The sequence below is a fragment of the Streptomyces sp. NBC_01689 genome, assembly GCF_036250675.1.
GTDB lineage: Bacteria > Actinomycetota > Actinomycetes > Streptomycetales > Streptomycetaceae > Streptomyces.
In genome coordinates this window covers 7,038,471-7,058,320 of the sequence record NZ_CP109592.1, presented here as the reverse complement: position 1 = coordinate 7,058,320, position 19,850 = coordinate 7,038,471, and the positions used below count along the sequence as shown (strand labels likewise).

The following is a 19,850-nucleotide window of genomic DNA, read 5'->3' as shown; positions in this document are numbered from 1 at the left end:
CCGGGGCGCGGCAGGCAACGTCGCCCGCCGCGGTGGTGCGGAACAGGCCTCATTGCCCGCAGCGCTTACGGCTCATGCCCAGTGGTTAAGTATTCGAAACCAGCGAGTAACGGCTACTTATGCAGTCCCTTGCATAGCTCCGCGCCTACCCTCATCCTACGGCGGTACCGAACAGGCTGCCCAGGGCGTACGTCACACCCGCGGCGGCGCCTCCGAGCGCGAGCTGCCGGATTCCGCTGTACCACCAGGAGCGCGCCGTCACGCGGGCCACCACGGCACCGCAGCCGAAGAGCCCGACGAGCGCGAGCAGCAGCGCGGGCCACAGGACGGTCGCGCCGAGCAGGTACGGGAGCAGCGGGAGGAGCGCGCCGAGGGCGAAGGAGCCGAAGCTCGACACGGCGGCGACGGCGGGCGAGGGCAGGTCGCCGGGGTCTATGCCCAGCTCCTCGCGCGCGTGGATCTCCAGGGCCTGCTCGGGGTCGCGGGACAGCTGCCGGGCGACCTCGCGGGCCAGCGCGGGCTCGACGCCGCGGGTCTCGTAGAGCGCGGCGAGCTCACGCTCCTCGTCCTTCGGGTGCTTCCTCAGCTCCCGGCGCTCCACGTCCAGCTCGGCCTCGACGAGTTCGCGCTGCGAGGCGACGGAGGTGTACTCGCCCGCGGCCATGGAGAAGGCGCCCGCGGCCAGGCCGGCGAGGCCGGTGATGACGAGCGTCCGGTGGGACACGTCGCCGCCGGCGACGCCGGTCATCAGGGCCAGGTTGGACACGAGCCCGTCCATCGCGCCGAACACCGCCGGGCGCAGCCAGCCGCCGTTCACATCGCGGTGGGTGTGGTTGTCCCGGTGCGCCTCGTGCAGCGCGGCTTCGGTCTCGATGATGGACATACCGGTCCCCCAGAACATGCGATTGGACTGCTTCTACTTTTCGACAACAGCAAAAGTACGCCTGGAATTTCCTGGCCGCCAGCAAGGAAAGGCTCGGCTAACCTGCGGCTTTACCCTTTCTTGCTCATTCGTGAGCAGGTCCGCACAGATGTCGACCGGGTGAATACGGGACCGTACGAGGCTCCGCCTGCCCCCTCCGGTGGGACACATCCCCAAAGGGCTCTGGGCCCTGAGAGGAGTGGCACCGAATGGCTTCCATCGCCTGCATCCCCTCCGTCCCTGCGCCCGGGGACGCCACCGGTCCGCGCGAACGGGCACGCGGCGCGCTGCTCGGCCTCGCCGTCGGGGACGCGCTGGGCGCGCCCGCCGAGAACATGCGGCCGTCGGAGATCCGCGCGAAGTGGGGCCGGATCACGGGCTACGTCGCCGAACACCCCGCGGGTACGGACGACACGGAGTACGCGATCTTCTCCGGACTGCTGCTGGCCCGGCACGGCTCGGCGCTCACCGTGGCGCACGTCGAATCGGCCTGGCACCAGTGGATCGCGGACCGTGACGAGGGTCCGTTCCGCGGCGCCGGCTTCAGCGAGCGCGGCACCCTGGAGAACCTGCGCCGGGGGCTGGCCGCCCCCATCTCGGCCCAGCACCGGCACGCGTGGAGCGACGGTCTGGCGATGCGCGCGGCTCCCTTCGGCGTGTTCGCGGCGGGGCGGCCCGCGGAGGCCGCGCGACTGGTGGCGATCGACGGTTCGGTGAGCCATGACGGTGAGGGCATCTACGGTGGCCAGGCGGTCGCGGCGGGTGTCGCGGCGGCGATGGCGGGGGCCTCGACCATCGCTGTCGCCGCCTCCGCGCTCGCGGTGATCCCGGACGACTCCTGGACGGCCCGCTCGCTGCGCCGCGCGATCGCGGTCGCGCACCGCGGCGAACGCGCGGTGCGCTCGGCGGTCGTCATCGGCGGCTACCCCTGGACGGACCTGGCGCCGGAAGCCGTCGCCCTGGCCTTCGGCGCGTACGCCGCCGCCGACGGCGACTTCACCGAGTCCGTCCTCACCGCCGTCAACATGGGCCGCGACGCCGACACCACCGCGGCGGTGGCGGGCGCGCTGGCCGGGGCCACCCGGGGCGACCACGCGATCCCGGCCGAATGGGCGGCGGCCATCGGCCCGGCACGCGGCAGCTGCCTGCCGTCGATGGAGGGCCATCACGTGCTGGACGTGGCGGAACTGCTGACCCCCGGGGACGACAGGAAGTGGCGCCCGGGCACCGCGCGGGAGCCGGTCCCGGACGACGGCCCGCACGCGCGGGACCGAAGACGGCCCGCACGCGGCCCGGACCCCACGCCCCCGCCTCCGGAACCCCACCCCGCCCCGGACCGCCGCCCTCTGCCCACGAGCCCCGCCCACACCCCGGCCCGGACCCGCACCGCCACCGGCCCCCGCCCGGCCACGGCCGTCCTCTCCGCCGCCGACAAGGAGGTACGTCCATGAGTCCCGGACTCGTGGGGGACGAGACCGGCGTCGGAGCGGTCTCGGCGCCCGACGTCCTCGTCACGGAGGCCGACGGCCCGGCGCCCGGCCCGCGCCCGCGCCGTATCGAGGGCCTCCTGCTCGGCCTCGCCGCGGGCGACGCCGCCGGCTGGCCCGCGGCCCGGCACCGTGCGGCCCGGATGCCCGAGTGGACCCGGCGGCTGACCAGGGAACTGGACACGTTCGCCGAACAGAACGCGACGACGACCCTGCCGGTGCCCATCGCCCTGAACCAGCCGCCCGAGCCCCTGCGGCTCGGCCCTTCGGACGACGCCGAGTGGGCGGCGTTCGCCGCCGAGGCCCTGCTGCGCGCCGAGGACGCCGGCGCGCTCGGCGACCTCGGCCGGGCGCGGCGGATGCGGGCGTCCATCGACCTGTCCTGGAACGCCGTCGCCAGCGAGGTCGCCGCGGCGGCCGAACGCGCCCCCGAGGTCGAGTCCGCGCTGCTGCCGCTGCGCGCCCGGATCTCCGTACGGGCCGGACTCGGCAACCTCGCCACCGGTCTGCGCCCGCCCGCCACCGGCCACGACAACCCGCACTACTTCGACGACGCGGCCTGTGTCCGCGCCTGCGTGCTCGCCGTCGCCCACCCGGGCGACGCCCGGCTCGCCGCGGAGCTGGCCGAGTTCGACGCCCGCTACACCCAGGACGGCGACGGTGTGCACGGCGCCCGCGCCATGGCCGCGGCCCTGGCGCTCGCCCTGGCCGGGGCCGACGTCGACACCTGCGCGGACGCCGCGCTCGCCGAGCTGCCCGAGGAGACGGAGATCGGCCGCAACGCGCGCCACGCGCTGCGGCTCGCCCGCGACAGCGAGGGCACCTTCGCCCTGGTCCCCCTCCTGGAGCACCAGATCGTCGACCACGTCTACAGCTACGGCGTCGCGGCGGCGGAGACCGTCCCGGTCGCCCTGGCCCTCGCCACCGTGGCGCGCGGCCGGATCGCGGAGGCGGTGCCCGCCGCCGCCTGTCTCTCCCGGGTCGCCGACTCGGCCCCGGCCCTGGCGGGCGCCCTGACCGGTGCGCTCGGCGGCGGCGCCGCGATCCCGGCCACCTGGCGCGACGCCTGCCGGGTCCTGTCGGGCTGCGCGCTTCCCCGGCTCTCCGGCACGGACCTCGTCGGACTCGCCGATCTGCTCGAAGCGACGGAACTGGCCCTCCCAGAGGGATGATTCGGGCATGACGCCCAAAAGAGTAGAAATGAGAACCCTCGACGAACGGATCACGGGAGCCCTCGTCGGGGCCGCCGTCGGCGACGCGCTCGGCGGCCCCGTCGAGGGCTACACCCCCGAGCAGATCACCGAACGGCACCGCGGCCGCGTGCACGGCGTCGTCGGCCCCTGGAACGGCGACGCCTGGCGCACCGCCCGCCCCATCGCCCCGTACCACAAGGGCGACGGGCACGTCACCGACGACACCCTGATGACCCACGCGCTGATCCGCGTGTACACCACGGTCCGTGACCACCTCGACGCCTACGCCGTCGCCGGACACCTGGTCCCCGACCTGATGACAGCCCCCCGCTGGATCCCCGAACTGGAGACGGAGGCGCTCCCGCTCCAGCGGATCTTCCTCGCCGAGAAGTGGCTGGTCGCCCGGCTCCACTACGGTCATGTCGACCCGCGCGAGGCGGGCGTCGGCAACATCGTCAACTGCGGCGCGGCGATGTACATGGCGCCGGTGGGACTCGTGAACGCGGGCAACCCGGCGGGCGCCTACGCCGAGGCGCTGGACGTCGCCGGCGCGCACCAGTCCTCGTACGGCAGGGAGGCGGCGGGCGTGCTGGCGGCGGGCGTCGCGGCGGCCTGCGCGCCGGGGGCGACCCCGGACTCGGTGGTCACGGAATGTCTGGCCCTGGCGAAGGACGGCACCCGGGAGGCGATCGACGCGGTCTGCGAAGTCGCCGTCCGGTACTCGGACTTCGAGTCCGCGCTGCGCCCGCTGCGGGAGGCGGTGGCCCCCTACGACACGGTCGGCCCGGACTACCGCGCCCCGTCGCTCGGCGCCCGCCGGCCCTCCCGGCTGCACTCCATCGAGGAACTCCCGGTCGCGCTCGGCATGCTGGTGGTCTCCGGCGGCGACTTCCGGCACGCGGTCCTCGGCGCGGTGAACTACGGGCGGGACTGCGACTCCATCGCCACCATGGCCGGGGCCCTGGCCGGCGCGCTCGGCTCCGAGATCCCGCACGACTGGGCCAAGACGGTCGGGGAGGCCAGCCGTCTCGACCTGCACGCCCCGGCGACGGCCCTCGCGGCGGTGACCCGCGAGATCTTCGACCGGGACGTACGGCGCCGACGGGCGCACGAGACGGCCTACGCCGAGCTTGCGGGGCTCTCGTGCTCCGACTGACCTGGGTCCAGCCCGAGGACCTCCTCGGGCACGAGCTCCACCAGGCCGCCCAGGACGGCCGCGACGCCGAACCGATCGCGGCGCGCTGGCGCGCGGCCGGCGGCGCACCGGCCCCCCTCCGGGCCGGTGCCTCCCCCACTCCCGCCGCACCCCACCTGCGGGTCCTGGCCGGCGATCTGCTGGACGAACTCGCCGACCTGCCCGGCGGGCCGGCGGATCACGAACCGACGGAACTGGCCTCCGTCATGGACCTCTGCCCGGACTGGCCCGCGCGGCGGCCGGACCCGCCAGCGGACGGCGACCGCACATCCTCCGCCGCCCCCGTGGCCCCGCCCGCCGCCACGCTCCCGGCCGCCGCCCCGGCCGTCGCCGTGCCCCGCCTGGAAGCCGCCTGGCTGGGCCGCGCCGTGGGCTGTCTGCTGGGCAAACCCGTCGAGAAGATCCCCCTGCGGGGCATCCGCGCCCTGGCGAGGGCCACCGGGAACTGGCCTCTCCACACCTGGTTCACGGCCCGCGGTCTGACCCCCGAACTGACCGCCGCGTACCCCTGGAACAGGCGCTCGGCGGCCACCTCGCTCGCCGAGAACATCGACGGGATGCCCGAGGACGACGACCTCAACTACCCCCTCCTCAACCTCCTGTTGCTCCAGCGCCACGGCAGGGGGTTCACCACCGCGGACGTGGCCCGCCTGTGGCTCGACGAACTCCCCGCGGGGCGTACCTTCACCGCGGAACGCGTCGCCTACCGCAACCTCCTCGCCGGCGTGGAACCCCCGCGCACGGCCCGCCACCACAACCCCTTCCGCGAATGGATCGGCGCTCTCATCCGCGCGGACGTGCACGGCTGGACGAACCCCGGCGACCCGGCCGCCGCGGCCGCGCAGGCCCACCGCGACGCCACCCTCACCCACACCGCGAACGGCGTGTACGCGGCCATGTTCACCGCCGCCACCATCGCCGAGGCGGCCACCGGCCGCAGCGACATCCACGCCTGCCTGCGCACCGGCCTGACCGTCGTACCGCCCGCCTCCCGGCTGGCGAAGGCGGTCCACCACGCCGTCCGGCTCGCCCACTCGACCGTGGAGTTCGAGAAGGTCGTCGACATCCTGCACACCACCTACGGCGACCACCACTGGGTGCACTCCCTGCCCAACACGGCCCTCATCGCCGCGGCCCTCACCCACGCGGACGGCGACTTCACCGGATCGATCTGCCGCGCGGTGTCCGGCGGCTGGGACACCGACTCCAACGGCGCCACGGCGGGCAGCGTCGCGGGCCTGCTCGCCGGCACCCCCGCCGCCCTGCCGGAGCGCTGGACCACGCCCCTCAAGAACCGCCTGGCCACCTCCCTCGCCGACTTCAACGGGATCGGCTTCGACACCCTCGCCCAGCTCACGTACCGGGAGACCCGTCACCCATGACCCACATCGCCGTGCTCGGCAGCACGAACATGGACCTCGTCACGTACGTCGCCAAGGCCCCGCAGCGCGGAGAGACCGTGACGGGACGGGAGTTCCGTACGATTCCCGGCGGCAAGGGCGCCAACCAGGCGGTCGCCGCGGCCCACGCCGGTGCCGACGTCACGCTGATCGGCGCCGTCGGCGTCGACTCGTTCGGCTCCCAGCTCCGCTCCGCGCTGGAGCACTCCGGGGTGGACACCGACCATCTGCGCACCACCGAAGGCCCCTCCGGCACCGCGCACATCGTGGTGGACGACGAGGGCGGCAACGCGATCGTCGTCATCCCCGGCGCCAACGGCACCGTCGACCACCTCGCCCCCGGCGACGAGGGCCTCATCACCACCACGGACGCGCTGCTGCTCCAGCTGGAGATCCCGCTCGCCGCCGTCGTCGCCGGCGCCGAGGCGGCCCGCCGGCACGGCGTCCGCACCATCCTGACCCCCTCCCCCGCCCAGCCCCTCTCCCGTCAGCTCCTCTCCTCCATCGACCTGCTCGTGCCCAACGAGTACGAGGCGGCCGCGCTGACCGGCACCCCCGACCCCCGCGAGGCGGCCACCGCGCTGCTCGACCGGGTGCCGGAGGTCGTCATCACCCTGGGCGCCGCCGGCAGCCTGTACGCGGCCCGGGGCGCCGCCCCGCTCACGGTCCCCGCGCCCCGCGTCACCGCTGTGGACTCGACCGGCGCGGGCGACACCTTCGTCGGCACCCTCGCGGTCGCGCTCGCCGAGGGCCGGCCGATGCCCGAGGCGCTCGTCTGGGCGTCGGCCGCCGCCGCCCTGTCGGTGCAGCGCAGCGGAGCCACGTCCTCGATGCCGTACCGCGCCGAGATCGACGCCCAGGCCTCGCTGGACCCGCACCCCGCGCAGTCCACGTCATGACCGCGCGTCCGGGGCCCGGCCCGCTCGACGGCCTGCGCGTCCTCGACCTCGCCACCCTCTTCGCCGGCCCGCTCGCCGCCACCCTGCTCGGCGACTTCGGCGCCGAGGTCGTCAAGGTCGAACACCCCGCGAAGCCCGACCCGTCCCGGGGCCACGGCCCCTCGAAGAACGGCATCGGCCTGTGGTGGAAACTCCTCGGCCGCAACAAGCGCACGATCACCCTCGACCTGTCGAAACCCGGCGGCCGCGCCACCCTGCTGCGGCTGGCCGCCGGGACCGACGTGATCATCGAGAACTTCCGCCCCGGCACCCTGGAGAAGTGGGACCTGGGCTGGGAGGAACTGTCGGCCGTCAACCCCCGGCTCGTCCTCGCCCGGGTCACCGCCTTCGGCCAGTTCGGCCCCTCCGCCCACCGCCCGGGCTTCGGCACGCTCGCGGAGGCCATGAGCGGCTTCGCGGCGATCACCGGCGAACCGGACTCACCCCCCGTCCTGCCCCCCTTCGGCCTGGCCGACTCGATCGCCGGCCTGACGACGGCGTACGCCGTGATGACCGCCCTGCGCGCCCGCGAGACCTCGGGCCTCGGCCAGGTCGTCGACATGGCGATCATCGAACCGATCCTCACCGTGCTGGGCCCGCAGCCCCTCTGGTACGACCAGCTCGGCCATGTCCAGCCCCGCACCGGCAACCGCTCCGCGAACAACGCGCCACGCAACACCTACCGCACCGCGGACGGCTCGTGGGTCGCCGTCTCGACCTCGGCGCAGTCGATCGCCGAGCGGGTGATGCGGCTGGTCGGACGCCCGGACCTGATCGACGAGCCGTGGTTCGCGACCGGGGCGGACCGTGCCCTGCACACGGACGTCCTCGACGAGGCGGTCGGTGCGTGGATCGCCCGCCGCGACCGCGCCGAGGTGCTGGAGGCCTTCGAGAAGGCGGAGGCCGCGGTGGCCCCGATCCAGGACGTCGCCGAGGTGATGGAGGACGCCCAGTACGAGGCACTGGACACCATCACCACCGTCGCCGACCCGGAACTCGGCCCCCTGCGCATGCAGAACGTCCTGTTCCGGCTCTCGTCCACCCCCGGCGCGATCCGCTGGGCGGGCCGTCCGCACGGCGCCGACACGGACGCGGTTCTCACCGAACTCGGACTCTCCACCACCGAGATCACGACCCTCAGAACGGAAGGCGCCCTGTGACGGTCCCGGCCTTCCCGCTCACCTGGCTGTACGCCCCCGGAGACCGGCCGGACGTGGTGGTCAAGGCCCTTGCCTCGGGCGCGGACATCGTCCTGGTCGACCTGGAGGACGCGGTCGCCCCGGACCGCAAGGAGTACGCCCGCGACGCCACCGCGGAACTGCTCTCGGACCCTCCCCCCGTCCCCGTCCACGTCCGGGTGAACACACTGGACGGGCCCCTGGCGGAGGCCGACCTCAAGACGCTCTCCGCGCTCCGGGGCCTGTCCGGTCTGCGGCTGCCCAAGGTGGCCTCGCCCACGGACGTCACCCACGTCGCCCGGCACGCCGCACCCGCCGAGGGCGACGGCATCCCGCTCTACGCCCTGCTGGAGACGGCCCTGGGCGTCGAACACGCCTTCGCCATCGCCTCGGCCCACCCGTCCGTGCGGGGCATCGGGCTCGGCGAGGCGGACCTCCGGGCCGACCTGGGTGTACGCGAGGACGCCGGCCTCGACTGGGCCCGCGCCCGGATCGTGCTCGCCGCCCGCGCCGCCGGACTCTCGCCCCCCGCGCAGTCCATCCACCCGGACATCCGCGACCTGGAGGGGCTGGCGGCCTCCTGCGCCCACGGGCGCACCCTCGGCTTCCTCGGCCGTGCGGCCATCCACCCCCGTCAGCTCCCGGTGATCGAACGCGCCTACCTGCCGACCCCGGCCGAGGTCGAGAGCGCCGAGGCCGTCGTGGAGGCGGCCGGCATCGAGCCGGGGGCCCAGGCCCTGCCCGACGGCCGTTTCGTGGACGCGGCGGTCGTGGCGTGCGCCCGACGCACCCTGGCGCTGGCCCGCCGCGAGGCGCTGACCGCATGAACGAGGGGGCGCCGCGTCGTCGGACGCGGCGCCCCCTCGGCGTACTCGTGCGGTCAGCCCTTGTTGGCGGACTCCGCCTCGCTCCTCAGGGCGCCGTCGGCGTCCTCGGGGCCGTCCGCGGCTCCCTCGGACTCCGGCGCGGACTTCCCGCCGCCGGACGTCACCGGCTTCCCGCCGTCGGCCTCGCCGCCCGGCCCTCCGGTCCGGTCGTCCGCCTTGTCGTCCTTCTTGTCGTCCGCCTTGTCGGCGGACGCGCCGTCGGTCTTCCCGGCCGGCTTCCCGTCGGACGTCTTGTCGGCCTTCTCGCCGGTCTTCTCGTCAGTCTTCTCGTCGGTCTTCTTGCCGAGGCCCACCGAAGCCTCGGTGCCCCCCTCGCCCTCGTCCTCGCCGGAGGCGTCCGCGCCCGGCTCGACGATCTCCTCGCGTCCGGGCCGCAGCCGCGCGGACACCACGATGTAGGCCACCGCCAGAACGAAGACCACCATCGCGGTCCAGTCGTTGAGGCGCAGACCGAGGACGTGGTGCGCGTCGTCGACACGCATGTACTCGATCCAGCCGCGGCCCACGCAGTAGGCGGCGACGTACAGCGCGAACGCCCGGCCGTGACCCAGGGTGAAGCGGCGGTCCGCCCAGATGACGAGGAATCCGACGCCGACGCACCACAGCGACTCGTACAGGAAGGTCGGGTGGTAGTACCCCGGCACCCGCCCGTCCGTGGCGGACGTGATGTGCAGCGCCCAGGGAAGGTCGGTCGCCCTGCCGTACAGCTCCTGGTTGAACCAGTTGCCCCAGCGTCCGATGGCCTGCGCGAAGACGATGCCGGGCGCGAGGGCGTCGGCCCAGGCGGGCAGCGGGATGCCGCGGCGGCGGCAGCCGATCCACGCGCCCAGCGCACCGAGCGCGATCGCGCCCCAGATGCCGAGGCCGCCCTGCCACACCTTGAAGGCGTCCACCCAGTCGCGGCCCTCGCTGAAGTACAGCTCGTAGTCCGTGATCACGTGGTAGAGCCGGCCGCCGACGAGACCGAACGGCACGGCCCACACCGCGATGTCGGCCACCGTGCCGGCCCGCCCTCCCCGGGCGATCCAGCGCTTGTTGCCGAGCCAGACGGCTACGAAGACGCCGATGATGATGCAGAACGCGTAGCCGCGCAGCGGAATGGGGCCGAGGTGCAGCACACCGTGCGACGGGCTGGGAATGTAGGCAGTTTCCATGGCAGGGTCGACGCTACCGTGCCGGACGGGACCCGCGGCGGGTGCCCCGGCAACGGGTCCATAACGGGCACCGCCCCCGGACCCTTCGCAGGCCGGGGGCGTCACGGGTCGCGGGCACCGCGGACCGGGGGCTCAGCCCTTGTTCTCCGCCTGCACCAGTTGCTTGAGCTTGGCGGGGGTCATGCTCTGGTCCGCGTAGATGTTCTTGCCGCCCAGCAGCACCGTCGGGGTGCCGGAGAAGCCGCTCTTCTGGAAGGCGGCGTTCGACTTCGTCACCCAGCTGTCGTGCCGGCCGTCGTCGACGCACGAGCGGAAGCCCGGGGTGACGAGACCGTCCACCTTGCCCGCCAGATCGATGAGCTTGCCGTTGTCCGCGAACGTGTCCTGCGTCTCCTTGGGCTGGTTCGCGTACAGCACGTCGTGGTACGCGGCGAACTTGCCCGCGTCCTGGGCGCAGCCCGCCGCGTTGGCCGCGTGCCGGGAGCCGCTGCCTCCCATGTTCCCGTCGATCAGCGTGACCAGGTGGTATTCGACCTTCAGCTGACCGGCGTCCACCAGCTGGCGGATGGTCGGGCGGTACACCGTCTCGAAGGACTCGCAGGCCGGGCAGCGGAAGTCCTCCCAGACCGTGAGCGTCGACTTGGCGCTGTCCTTGCCGACCGGGATCGCGAGACCGTCCTTGCCGGTCGCTCCCGAGGGCGCCACGGCCGGTCCCGCCGCGGTGTTCTTCTTGTCCTTGCCCGCGCCGGCGGCCAGCACGCCCACCACCGCCGCGAGGGCGAGAACGCACACCACCGACCCGCCCACGATCAGCGCCCGGCGGCGCTTCTCCGCGCCCTTCTGCTTCTGTCGCTCGGCCGCCAGCCGCTCACGGGCGGTGGTCTTTCCCTCACGGTTCTTCTCGCTCACATCCGGCAGAACGAACCGGGGAGGCGCAGCGCGCCTCCCCGGTCCCAGGTCCACCCGTTCGAGTGAGCGGATCGTCCCCCGCGCGTCGGCGCCTACGTGCCGGCGCCGCCGTCCGTCACGGCGTTCCGCGCACGCCCTTCGCGAGGTCGGCGGCGAGCGCCCGGACGGCCTCCAGGCCCGCCGCGTCGTCCGGCGCGTCCAGCATCCGCTTCACGAAGGCCGAACCGACGATCACTCCGTCGGCGAAGCCGGCCACCTCGGCGGCCTGCGCGGCGTCGGAGACACCGAGTCCGACACAGACCGGCAGCGCGGTGGTGGCCTTGGTGCGCCGCACCAGGTCCTGGGCCTGCGCCCCCACCGACTCCCGGGTACCGGTGACGCCCATCAGCGAGGCCGCGTAGACGAAGCCGGAGCCCGCCGCGGTGATCTCGGCGAGCCGGGCGTCCTTGCTGCTGGGCGCGACGACGAAGACGGTCGCGAGACCGTGCTTCTCGGCGTGCTCCCGCCACAGCGCCGACTCCTGCACGGGCAGGTCGGGCAGGATGCAGCCCGCGCCGCCGGCCTCCGCCAGCTCGGCGGTGAAGCGCTCGACGCCGTAGCGGTCGATGGGGTTCCAGTACGTCATCACCAACACGGGCTTCCCGGTCGCCTCGAAGGCCTCCCGGACCGTCCGCATGACGTCGGCGATCTTGACTCCGCCACGCAGGGCGATGTCGTCCGCGGTCTGGATGACGGGGCCGTCGAGGACCGGGTCGCTGTGCGGCAGACCGACCTCGACGACGTCCGCGCCGCCCTCGAAGGCGGCCTTGACCGCCGCGATGCCGCCGTCGATGCTCGGAAAGCCGGCCGGCAGGTAGGCGATGAGCGCGGACCGCCCCTCCGCCCGGGCACCGGCGAGGGTGTCGCTCAACAGCTGGATGTTGCCGCTCACTTCGCGTCCCCCTCGATCTCGGCGTGCTCGCTGTCGGCGTCCGCGGGGACGGCCGCGTCGGCGCCCTCGTCGTACAGGCCGAAGTAGCGGGCGGCCGTGTCCATGTCCTTGTCGCCGCGACCGGACAGGTTGACGACGATCAGCCCGTCCCTGCCCAGTTCCCTGCCGACCTCCAGCGCCCCGGCGAGCGCGTGGGCGCTCTCGATCGCCGGGATGATGCCCTCGGTGCGGGAGAGCAGGCGCAGTGCCTGCATGGCCGCGTCGTCGGTGACCGCGCGGTACTCGCCGCGGCCGCTGTCCTTGAGGTAGGCGTGCTCGGGACCGATGCCCGGGTAGTCCAGACCGGCCGAGATGGAGTACGGCTCGGTGATCTGTCCCTCCTCGTCCTGCAGGACGTAGGACCGCGAGCCGTGCAGGATGCCGGGCTCACCGGCGGTCAGCGTCGCGGCGTGCTCACCTGTCTCGACTCCGTGGCCCGCGGGTTCGCAGCCGATGAGACGCACCCCGGCGTCCGGGATGAAGGCGTGGAAGAGGCCGATGGCGTTGGAGCCGCCGCCGACGCACGCGACGGCCGCGTCCGGGAGACGGCCGGCGCGCTCCAGGATCTGCCGCCGGGTCTCGACCCCGATCACCCGGTGGAAGTCGCGGACCATGGCCGGGAAGGGATGCGGACCCGCGACGGTCCCGAACAGGTAGTGGGTGTGGTCGACGTTGGCGACCCAGTCCCGGAACGCCTCGTTGATGGCGTCCTTGAGGGTGCGGCTGCCCGACTTCACGGCGATGACCTCGGCGCCGAGCATGCGCATCCGGGCGACGTTGAGAGCCTGCCGCCGGGTGTCGATCTCACCCATGTAGATGGTGCATTCAAGGCCGAACAGCGCGCAGGCGGTGGCCGTGGCCACCCCGTGCTGCCCCGCCCCGGTCTCGGCGATGACACGCGTCTTGCCCATCCGTCTGGTGAGGAGGGCCTGGCCGAGCACGTTGTTGATCTTGTGGGAGCCGGTGTGGTTGAGGTCCTCGCGCTTGAGGAACACCCGGGCGCCGCCGGCGTGTTCGGCGAAGCGCGCCACCTCGGTCAGCGCGCTCGGCCGTCCGGTGTAGTGGACGAGGAGATCGTCGAGTTCACGCGCGAACTCGGGATCCGCCTTCGCCTTGTCGTACTCGACGGCGACCTCGTCCACGGCGGCGACCAGCGCCTCCGGGATGAACTTGCCGCCGAACGCGCCGAAGTATCCCTCGGCGCTGGGAACCTGACCCTCGGGGTCGGGAATGAAGAACTCGCTGGGCATGCGGTTACCTCGCAGGGGCGAACGCCCCGGTTGAAGGTCGGACATGGATTCACGTCAGCCATGCACGCACGCACACACACCGTCACCCGGGAGGCCCGCCGGGCCTGGACCGGCACGATCGGCGATCCGTCCGGGAGCGGTCCCCGCGTCGGCCGCGGGAGGCCGCGACGGCCCCGGGTGCCCCGGTGGGGGACCTGGTGCCGCTCCGGGATCTCCGGATGTCCGGGACGGGTCCCGAGCGGTCCTCACGGTGCCGGGACGGCCTCCCGGGCACCTTCGCGGGCGCCGGGAAAGACCCGAACGCTCCTCGGGGTGCCGGGACGGTCGCGGCCCTCGACGGGACCGGCGGGCCGGAACGGTTCCAGCCCGGGGGCGGGAGGCCGCCGCCTGGTGACCGGCGGTCCGGACCCGGTCAGTCCGTCCGCGCGGCGGAGCCGAGCGGGGACGACGGGCGTGCGTGCGCGCCGGGGCGCCATCGCATGCCGTTGACCTGGCCCGGCTCGTCGCCGATGACATAGCGGACCCGGCGTCCGTGGACGCGTCGGGCCGGCGCCCGGCAGCCGCGCGGACGGCAGCCGCGGGCGAGTCCGGCGTAGGGGTCCCGGGCCGCCGAGGCGGACGGGAGCGGCACGGCGGGCCGCGCGCCGGACGGGCCCGCGGTCACGCCGTGGGCGGTGCCGGGAGCGAACGGCCGCGCGGACGGGCCGGGAGTGACCGACCGCACGCGCGCCGGACCGCCGTCCGGGCACGGGCCCGGACGGGGGGCGGCGGGGGCGTGGGTCGTGGCGGCCACCGGTCGGTCAGCTCCGTCCGTGCCGGAGCGCGGGGTGGGCCCCGGCCGCGACGAGGTCGGAGACCGCCGTCCGCGGGTCGCGCCCGGTGACGAGGGACTCGCCCACCAGGACGGCGTCGGCGCCCGCGTTGGCGTACGCGATGAGGTCGTGCGGGCCGCGGACGCCGGACTCGGCGACCTTGACGACACCCGCGGGGATCTCGGGGGCGACCCGCTCGAAGGTGGAGCGGTCCACCTTGAGGGTCTTCAGATTGCGCGCGTTGACCCCGATGACCTTCGCGCCGGCGTCCACCGCCCGCTCGGCCTCGTCCTCGTCGTGCACCTCGACGAGCGGCGTGAGTCCGATGGACTCGGCACGCTCGATGAGGGACTCGAGGGCGGACTGTTCGAGGGCGGCCACGATCAGCAGCGCGAGGTCGGCGCCGTACGCGCGCGCCTCCCAGAGCTGGTACGACGTGACGATGAAGTCCTTGCGCAGCACGGGGATGTCGACCTTGGCGCGGACGGCCTCCAGGTCGGCCAGCGAGCCGCCGAAACGACGCTGCTCGGTCAGGACCGAGATGACGGACGCGCCGCCCGCCTCGTAGTCCGCGGCCAGTCCGGCCGGGTCGGCGATCGCGGCGAGCGCGCCTTTGGAGGGGCTGGAGCGCTTGACCTCGCAGATGACCTTGACGCCGTCACCCCGCAGGGCCGCCACGCCGTCCTTGGCCGCAGGAGCCTTCGCCGCGCGCTCCTTGAGCTCGTCGAGGCTGACGCGCGCCTGCCGCTCCGCGAGGTCGGCACGGACTCCGTCGATGATCTCGTCGAGCACACTCACGCGAGCGGCCCCCTTCCCTGACGGTGAACGGTTGAAGCGGTTGAGCCTGTCGACCCGGCACCGCCGTCGCCGACGGCCTTGACGGGTCACTCCGATGGTATCCGGAGGAAGAGCCAGGCCTCACATCCGGTTGACGCCGGTCCCACTACCTGGACATTTGTCATTTGATCAAGGGTGCAGCCAGCCACCGAGGGGCAGGTTCCGGACAACCGTGAAAACCAGCACCAGAGCGCCGACGCTCCACAGGTGCACGGGACCCAGGTCGATCCGCGACGGCCGGCCGCGTGCCGAACGGACCACCCAGACGGTCCACACCAGCGCGAAGGCGGCGTAGCCCACGACGGCGAGCGCGTTGTCCGTGAGGGCCGTCGCGAGATCCCCGTGGACGAAGGCGTGCGCACTGCGCAGACCGCCGCAGCCGGGGCAGTACAGGCCCGTGAAGCGCAGCAGCGGGCAGACGGGGTAGTGCCCGGGCTGGTTGGGGTCCACGGCCCCGACGTACGCGAAGGCCGCCACGACGCACGCGAGCACGCCGGCGGGGACGCCGAGCCGCCGCAGTGCCGGCGGGGCGGCCGTGCGCGAAGCCCTCCGCGTCGGTGAGTTCACGTGTCGCATTGTGCCCCTCCCGCGCGCGGTGCGCGCGGCGCGGACACGCGAGAGGCGGCCCCCGTCACGGGGACCGCCTCCGGGAAAAGTCTCCGCGGGTCAGCTCTCGGCGCCGACGGCCTCGCGGACGGGCGCGTGGGTGACCGACGCGCTCCTGGTCTTCGGCTGGCCCAGGCCCGCCGCCCGCATCGCCATGCCGACGACACCGCCGAGCAGGACGATGACCATGCCGGCCCAGAAGCCCAGCGGGTTCGCCATCACCATGAAGGCACCGGAGACGCAGAAACCGATGAAGGCGATGATGACACCGGTCCAGGCGGCCGGGGTGTGACCGTGGCTGCTGCCCGCCATGACTTGCTCCTCGTTGCTGGGGTTGCTGGGGTTGCTGTGGTTGCTGTCGTTGCTGTGTGCGTGGGTGAGTCGGACGCTCACCGTCCATTGTCCCGTACCCGGGCGTCCGGAGTGAGCGCGGGGGGCGCTCGTCACACGTCTGATGCGTCACGTCGTGACGGGAGCCCCGTTCGCGCAGTCCGCGGCAGGGACTAGGTCCCGGTCGCCGGGTCCGGTCCGGTGGGGTCCTCGCCGCGGTCGAGGGCCTTCCAGAGGTCCTCGGGCCGGTCGGGGTCGACGGGTGCGGCCTTGCGCGGCCGGGGCGTCCCGTCGCGCTCGTAGCGTCCCGACATCGCGGGCCACAGCCGCCCGTAGCGCAGCGCGAGCAGGCCGGCCAGGAGGATGAGGGCGCCGCCCGCCGCGGCGACGTACGGCCACGCGGTGTGGCTGAGGGCGTCCGCGGTGGCGGCGGTGTCACCGGAGGCGGCCGCGGCCTTCTCGTCGAGCGCGGAGTCGTCGCCCGCGCCGAGGACGGCGGCGACGACCGTGCCCGCTCCGGAGAGCGCGAGCAGGGCGGAGACCAGCAGACGTCCGGAGCGGCGGACGGCGAAGACGGCGACGAGCGCGGCGAGGCCCACCACGGCGAGCGCCGCGGGGACGCCCGTGACGTCGCTGCCCCTGGCGGTCAGCGGGAAGGCGCCGCCGGCGACCGTGGCCGTGCCCTGCGACCAGTTCTGCCGGGTGGAGAGCAGCGCCACTGCCGCGCCGAGGGCGCCGCAGAACAGGGCGACGCCAAGGCTGCGGCGGCCGGCCCGGGCGGGGCCGGCGGCTTCGGATCGGGGGTGAGGTACGGCAGTCACGTACTCCACTATCGCCTGAACCCCGGGCGAACCGTCACCCGGGGTTCACGTGACCCTCGTCCTACTGCCCGAGCCGGTTGGCCGTGTGCACCGCGCGCAGCACGGCGGCGGCCTTGTTGCGGCACTCGTCGTCCTCGGCGACGGGGTCCGAGTCCGCGACGATCCCGGCGCCCGCCTGCACGTACGCGGTGCCGTCGCGCAGCAGGGCGGTGCGGATGGCGATGGCCGTGTCGGAGTCGCCCGCGAAGTCGAGGTAGCCGACGCAGCCGCCGTACAGACCGCGGCGGGACGGCTCCAGTTCGTCGATGATCTGCATCGCGCGCGGTTTGGGGGCGCCGGACAGGGTGCCCGCCGGGAAGCAGGCGGTGAGCACGTCGAACGCCGTGCGGCCCGCGGCGACCCGGCCGGTGACGGTGGAGACGATGTGCATCACGTGCGAGTACCGCTCGATGGACATGAAGTCGACGACCTCGACCGAGCCGGGCTCGCAGACCCGTCCGAGGTCGTTGCGTCCGAGGTCGACGAGCATCAGGTGCTCGGCGCGCTCCTTGGGGTCGGCGATCAGCTCGTCGGCGAGGGCCTGGTCCTCCTGGACGGTGGCGCCGCGCGGCCGGGTGCCCGCGATGGGGTGCACCATCGCCTGTCCGTCCTCGACCTTGACGAGGGCCTCGGGGGACGACCCGACGACGTCGAACCCCTCGAAGCGGAAGAGGTACATGTACGGGGACGGGTTGGTGGCCCGCAGCACCCGGTACACGTCCAGCGCGGTGGCGGCGCACGGTGTCTCGAAGCGCTGGGACGGGACCACCTGGAAGGCCTCGCCGGCCCGGATGCGCTCCTTGACGTCCTCGACGGCGTCCTGGAAGTCGGGGCCGCCCCACAGCGCGGTGTACTCGGGCAGTTCGGAGGGCGGCAGCGCGGCGGGGGGCTGCGAGACGGCGCGCGAGAGGTCGGCCTCCATGGCGTCGAGGCGGGCGATCGCGTCGGCCCAGGCCTCGTCGACGCCGGTGTCGAGGTCGTTGTGGTTGATCGCGTTCGCGATGAGCTGGACCGAGCCGTCCCAGTGGTCCATGACCGCGAGGTCACTGGTGAGCAGCATGGTCAGCTCGGGGAGCTTCAGATCGTCGCGCTCGCCGGGCCCGATCTTCTCCAGCCGGCGGACGATGTCGTAGCCCAGGTAGCCGACCATGCCGCCGGTGAACGGGGGCAGGCCCTCGCCGCGCGGGGTGTGGAGCGCCTCGATGGTGGCGCGCAGGGCGGCGAGCGGATCGCCCCCGACGGGGACGCCGACGGGCGGGGTGCCGAGCCAGTGGGCCTGCCCGTCGCGCTCCGTGAGGGTGGCGTGGCTGCGGACGCCGACGAAGGAGTAGCGGGACCAGGCGAAGGAGGCGCGGCCGTTCTCCGCGGACTCCAGGAGGAAGGTGCCGGGACGCTCGGCGGCCAGCTTGCGGTAGAGCGCGACCGGCGTGTCGCCGTCCGCGAGGAGCTTGCGACTGACGGGGATGACACGGCGGTCGGTGGCCAGCTTGCGGAAGGTCTCGAGGTCCATGGCGGATGACCTTACTGACCTGCGGCAGCGGCGTCGGCGAGCAGTACGCCGGCGTCGAAGCAGGTGCGCTCGCCGGTGTGGCAGGCGGCGCCGACCTGGTCGACCCTGACGAGGAGGGTGTCGGCGTCGCAGTCGAGCGCCACCGACTTCACCCACTGGAAGTGGCCGGAGGTGTCGCCCTTCACCCAGTACTCCCCGCGGCTGCGCGACCAGTACGTGCAGCGGCCGGTGGTGAGCGTGCGGTGCAGTGCCTCGTCGTCCATCCAGCCGAGCATCAGCACCTCACCGGTGTCGTACTGCTGGGCGATGGCGGGGACGAGTCCGTCGGCGCTGCGCTTGAGGCGCGCGGCGATCTCGGGGTCGAGGCTGCTGGGCCCGCTGGGCGGGGGCGTGCTGGTCATGGGAACCATTGTGCCGCGCGGGTGGCGGGGGTCCGGCGGTTGTCCACGGGCCGGACCCGGTTTGGTCCCGCGTCCCCGGGATGCCCGTGTCCGCTGGGCGCGCTGCCGGTACGGTCGTAGGCTTGCCGCCATGTCGACCCATGCCAAGCGTGAACGGCTTCTGCTCGCCGACCTGTTGGAGACCGCGGGCCCGGACGCCCCCACCCTGTGCGAGGGCTGGAACGCCCGTGACCTCGCCGCGCACGTGGTGGTGCGCGAGCGGCGCGCCGACGCGGCGGGCGGACTGCTGATCAAGCAGCTCGCGCCGCGTCTGGAGCGGGTCCAGGCGGAATTCACCGAGAAGCCCTACGAGGAGCTGATCCAGCTGATCCGTACGGGACCGCCGCGCCTGTCGCCGTTCTCGCTGAAGCAGATCGACGAGGCGTCGAACACCGTGGAGTTCTACGTCCACACCGAGGACGTGCGGCGGGCGCGGCCGGACTGGGTGCCGCGTGAGCTGGACCCGGTCTTCCAGGACGCCCTGTGGTCCCGGCTGGAGCGCACGGCGCGGCTGGCCGGCCGGGGTGCCCCGACCGGGCTGGTGCTGCGCCGCCCGGACGGCCAGACGGCGGTGGCCCACAAGGGCACGCCGGTCGTGACGGTCACCGGTGAGCCCTCGGAACTGCTGATGTTCGCGCTCGGGCGGCAGAAGGCCGCCGACGTGGAGCTCGACGGCGACAAGGACGCGATCGCGAAGCTGCACGGGTCGAAGCAGCTCGGGATCTGACCGCGGGAACGGCCAGGGGGCACGGCCCCGGCGTGCGTGCCCCCGGCGTGCGGCTCGCTCGCCGGGGTGACACAGGCCGGCCCCCGCGCCTCCCCCGGGACAGCCGCTCGACGGGCTCCACGGCCCGACGCGCCGGAACCCGGGGCACCTGACCGCCGGAGGACCGACGGGCGAATTCACGGCGCACCCGGTGTGCACCGGGGCCGATGCCGGGCCCGGACCGCCCGACCCCGACCCGGCCGACC

Annotated in this window: 20 protein-coding genes; 8 read left to right on the top strand and 12 right to left on the bottom strand. The window is 73.9% G+C overall.

The window, feature by feature from the left end; all coding sequences use genetic code 11:
- Positions 1 to 151: 151 nt before the first annotated feature.
- Positions 152 to 883, bottom strand: a complete 732-nt coding sequence (locus tag OG776_RS30150; protein ID WP_148013526.1) for a VIT1/CCC1 transporter family protein — start codon at positions 881 to 883, stop codon at positions 152 to 154.
- Positions 884 to 1,131: 248 nt separating this feature from the next.
- Between OG776_RS30150 and OG776_RS30145 the strand changes: the two genes are divergently transcribed.
- From OG776_RS30145 to OG776_RS30115, 7 genes are read left to right on the top strand one after another with little or no spacing between them, the layout of a single operon-like run.
- Complete coding sequence (locus OG776_RS30145) at positions 1,132 to 2,373, top strand: ADP-ribosylglycohydrolase family protein (protein WP_329322833.1); 1,242 nt, start codon at positions 1,132 to 1,134, stop codon at positions 2,371 to 2,373.
- On the top strand, positions 2,370 to 3,581 hold the full coding sequence (locus tag OG776_RS30140) for an ADP-ribosylglycohydrolase family protein (RefSeq protein ID WP_329322832.1): 1,212 nt from the start codon (positions 2,370 to 2,372) through the stop codon (positions 3,579 to 3,581). Before OG776_RS30145 ends, OG776_RS30140 begins: the two co-directional genes overlap by 4 nt.
- A gap of 7 nt (positions 3,582 to 3,588) precedes the next feature.
- On the top strand, positions 3,589 to 4,758 hold the full coding sequence (locus OG776_RS30135) for an ADP-ribosylglycohydrolase family protein (RefSeq protein WP_148013527.1): 1,170 nt from the start codon (positions 3,589 to 3,591) through the stop codon (positions 4,756 to 4,758).
- Positions 4,746 to 6,179, top strand: a complete 1,434-nt coding sequence (locus tag OG776_RS30130) for an ADP-ribosylglycohydrolase family protein (RefSeq protein WP_329322831.1) — start codon at positions 4,746 to 4,748, stop codon at positions 6,177 to 6,179. Before OG776_RS30135 ends, OG776_RS30130 begins: the two co-directional genes overlap by 13 nt.
- The gene (rbsK, locus tag OG776_RS30125) at positions 6,176 to 7,096 is read left to right on the top strand and encodes a ribokinase (RefSeq protein ID WP_329322830.1); all 921 of its coding nucleotides are present in this window, start codon (positions 6,176 to 6,178) and stop codon (positions 7,094 to 7,096) included. Before OG776_RS30130 ends, rbsK begins: the two co-directional genes overlap by 4 nt.
- Positions 7,093 to 8,295, top strand: a complete 1,203-nt coding sequence (locus tag OG776_RS30120) for a CaiB/BaiF CoA transferase family protein (RefSeq protein ID WP_329322829.1) — start codon at positions 7,093 to 7,095, stop codon at positions 8,293 to 8,295. Before rbsK ends, OG776_RS30120 begins: the two co-directional genes overlap by 4 nt.
- Positions 8,292 to 9,140 (top strand): HpcH/HpaI aldolase/citrate lyase family protein, encoded by an 849-nt coding sequence (locus OG776_RS30115; protein ID WP_148013528.1) that lies wholly within the window; start codon positions 8,292 to 8,294, stop codon positions 9,138 to 9,140. The genes OG776_RS30120 and OG776_RS30115 overlap by 4 nt, the downstream gene beginning before the upstream one ends.
- A gap of 53 nt (positions 9,141 to 9,193) precedes the next feature.
- On the opposite strand, the gene lgt is transcribed toward OG776_RS30115, so the two are convergent.
- The 11 genes from lgt to hisI form a co-directional block, all read right to left on the bottom strand.
- Positions 9,194 to 10,354, bottom strand: coding sequence for a prolipoprotein diacylglyceryl transferase (lgt, locus tag OG776_RS30110; RefSeq protein ID WP_329322828.1), 1,161 nt, complete (start codon positions 10,352 to 10,354; stop codon positions 9,194 to 9,196).
- 132 nt (positions 10,355 to 10,486) lie between these two features.
- A complete protein-coding gene (locus OG776_RS30105; RefSeq protein WP_329322827.1) occupies positions 10,487 to 11,263 on the bottom strand; it encodes a DsbA family protein in 777 nt (258 codons plus the stop codon).
- 115 nt (positions 11,264 to 11,378) lie between these two features.
- Positions 11,379 to 12,194: a tryptophan synthase subunit alpha gene (gene trpA, locus OG776_RS30100; protein ID WP_329322826.1), complete on the bottom strand. Its 816-nt coding sequence runs from the start codon at positions 12,192 to 12,194 to the stop codon at positions 11,379 to 11,381.
- Positions 12,191 to 13,483: a tryptophan synthase subunit beta gene (trpB, locus tag OG776_RS30095; RefSeq protein WP_148013532.1), complete on the bottom strand. Its 1,293-nt coding sequence runs from the start codon at positions 13,481 to 13,483 to the stop codon at positions 12,191 to 12,193. The genes trpA and trpB overlap by 4 nt, the downstream gene beginning before the upstream one ends.
- A 412-nt stretch (positions 13,484 to 13,895) precedes the next feature.
- Positions 13,896 to 14,114 (bottom strand): tryptophan biosynthesis modulator TrpM, encoded by a 219-nt coding sequence (gene trpM, locus OG776_RS30090; protein WP_148014090.1) that lies wholly within the window; start codon positions 14,112 to 14,114, stop codon positions 13,896 to 13,898.
- 169 nt (positions 14,115 to 14,283) lie between these two features.
- On the bottom strand, positions 14,284 to 15,093 hold the full coding sequence (gene trpC, locus OG776_RS30085) for an indole-3-glycerol phosphate synthase TrpC (RefSeq protein WP_148013533.1): 810 nt from the start codon (positions 15,091 to 15,093) through the stop codon (positions 14,284 to 14,286).
- A 168-nt stretch (positions 15,094 to 15,261) separates the two neighbouring features.
- Entirely contained in the window at positions 15,262 to 15,708 is a 447-nt protein-coding gene (locus OG776_RS30080; RefSeq protein ID WP_148013534.1) for a DUF2752 domain-containing protein, read from the bottom strand.
- Positions 15,709 to 15,798: 90 nt separating this feature from the next.
- Positions 15,799 to 16,050 (bottom strand): HGxxPAAW family protein, encoded by a 252-nt coding sequence (locus tag OG776_RS30075; protein WP_148014091.1) that lies wholly within the window; start codon positions 16,048 to 16,050, stop codon positions 15,799 to 15,801.
- A gap of 191 nt (positions 16,051 to 16,241) precedes the next feature.
- The gene (locus tag OG776_RS30070) at positions 16,242 to 16,898 is read right to left on the bottom strand and encodes a TIGR02234 family membrane protein (RefSeq protein ID WP_148013535.1); all 657 of its coding nucleotides are present in this window, start codon (positions 16,896 to 16,898) and stop codon (positions 16,242 to 16,244) included.
- 52 nt (positions 16,899 to 16,950) lie between these two features.
- On the bottom strand, positions 16,951 to 18,438 hold the full coding sequence (locus tag OG776_RS30065) for an anthranilate synthase component I (protein WP_148013536.1): 1,488 nt from the start codon (positions 18,436 to 18,438) through the stop codon (positions 16,951 to 16,953).
- An 11-nt stretch (positions 18,439 to 18,449) separates the two neighbouring features.
- Complete coding sequence (gene hisI, locus OG776_RS30060; RefSeq protein WP_329322825.1) at positions 18,450 to 18,839, bottom strand: phosphoribosyl-AMP cyclohydrolase; 390 nt, start codon at positions 18,837 to 18,839, stop codon at positions 18,450 to 18,452.
- Between the two features lie 130 nt (positions 18,840 to 18,969).
- Here hisI and OG776_RS30055 point away from each other — a divergent pair, with 130 nt between their 5' ends.
- On the top strand, positions 18,970 to 19,605 hold the full coding sequence (locus OG776_RS30055; protein WP_329322824.1) for a TIGR03085 family metal-binding protein: 636 nt from the start codon (positions 18,970 to 18,972) through the stop codon (positions 19,603 to 19,605).
- The last annotated feature ends 245 nt before the right edge of the window (positions 19,606 to 19,850 follow it).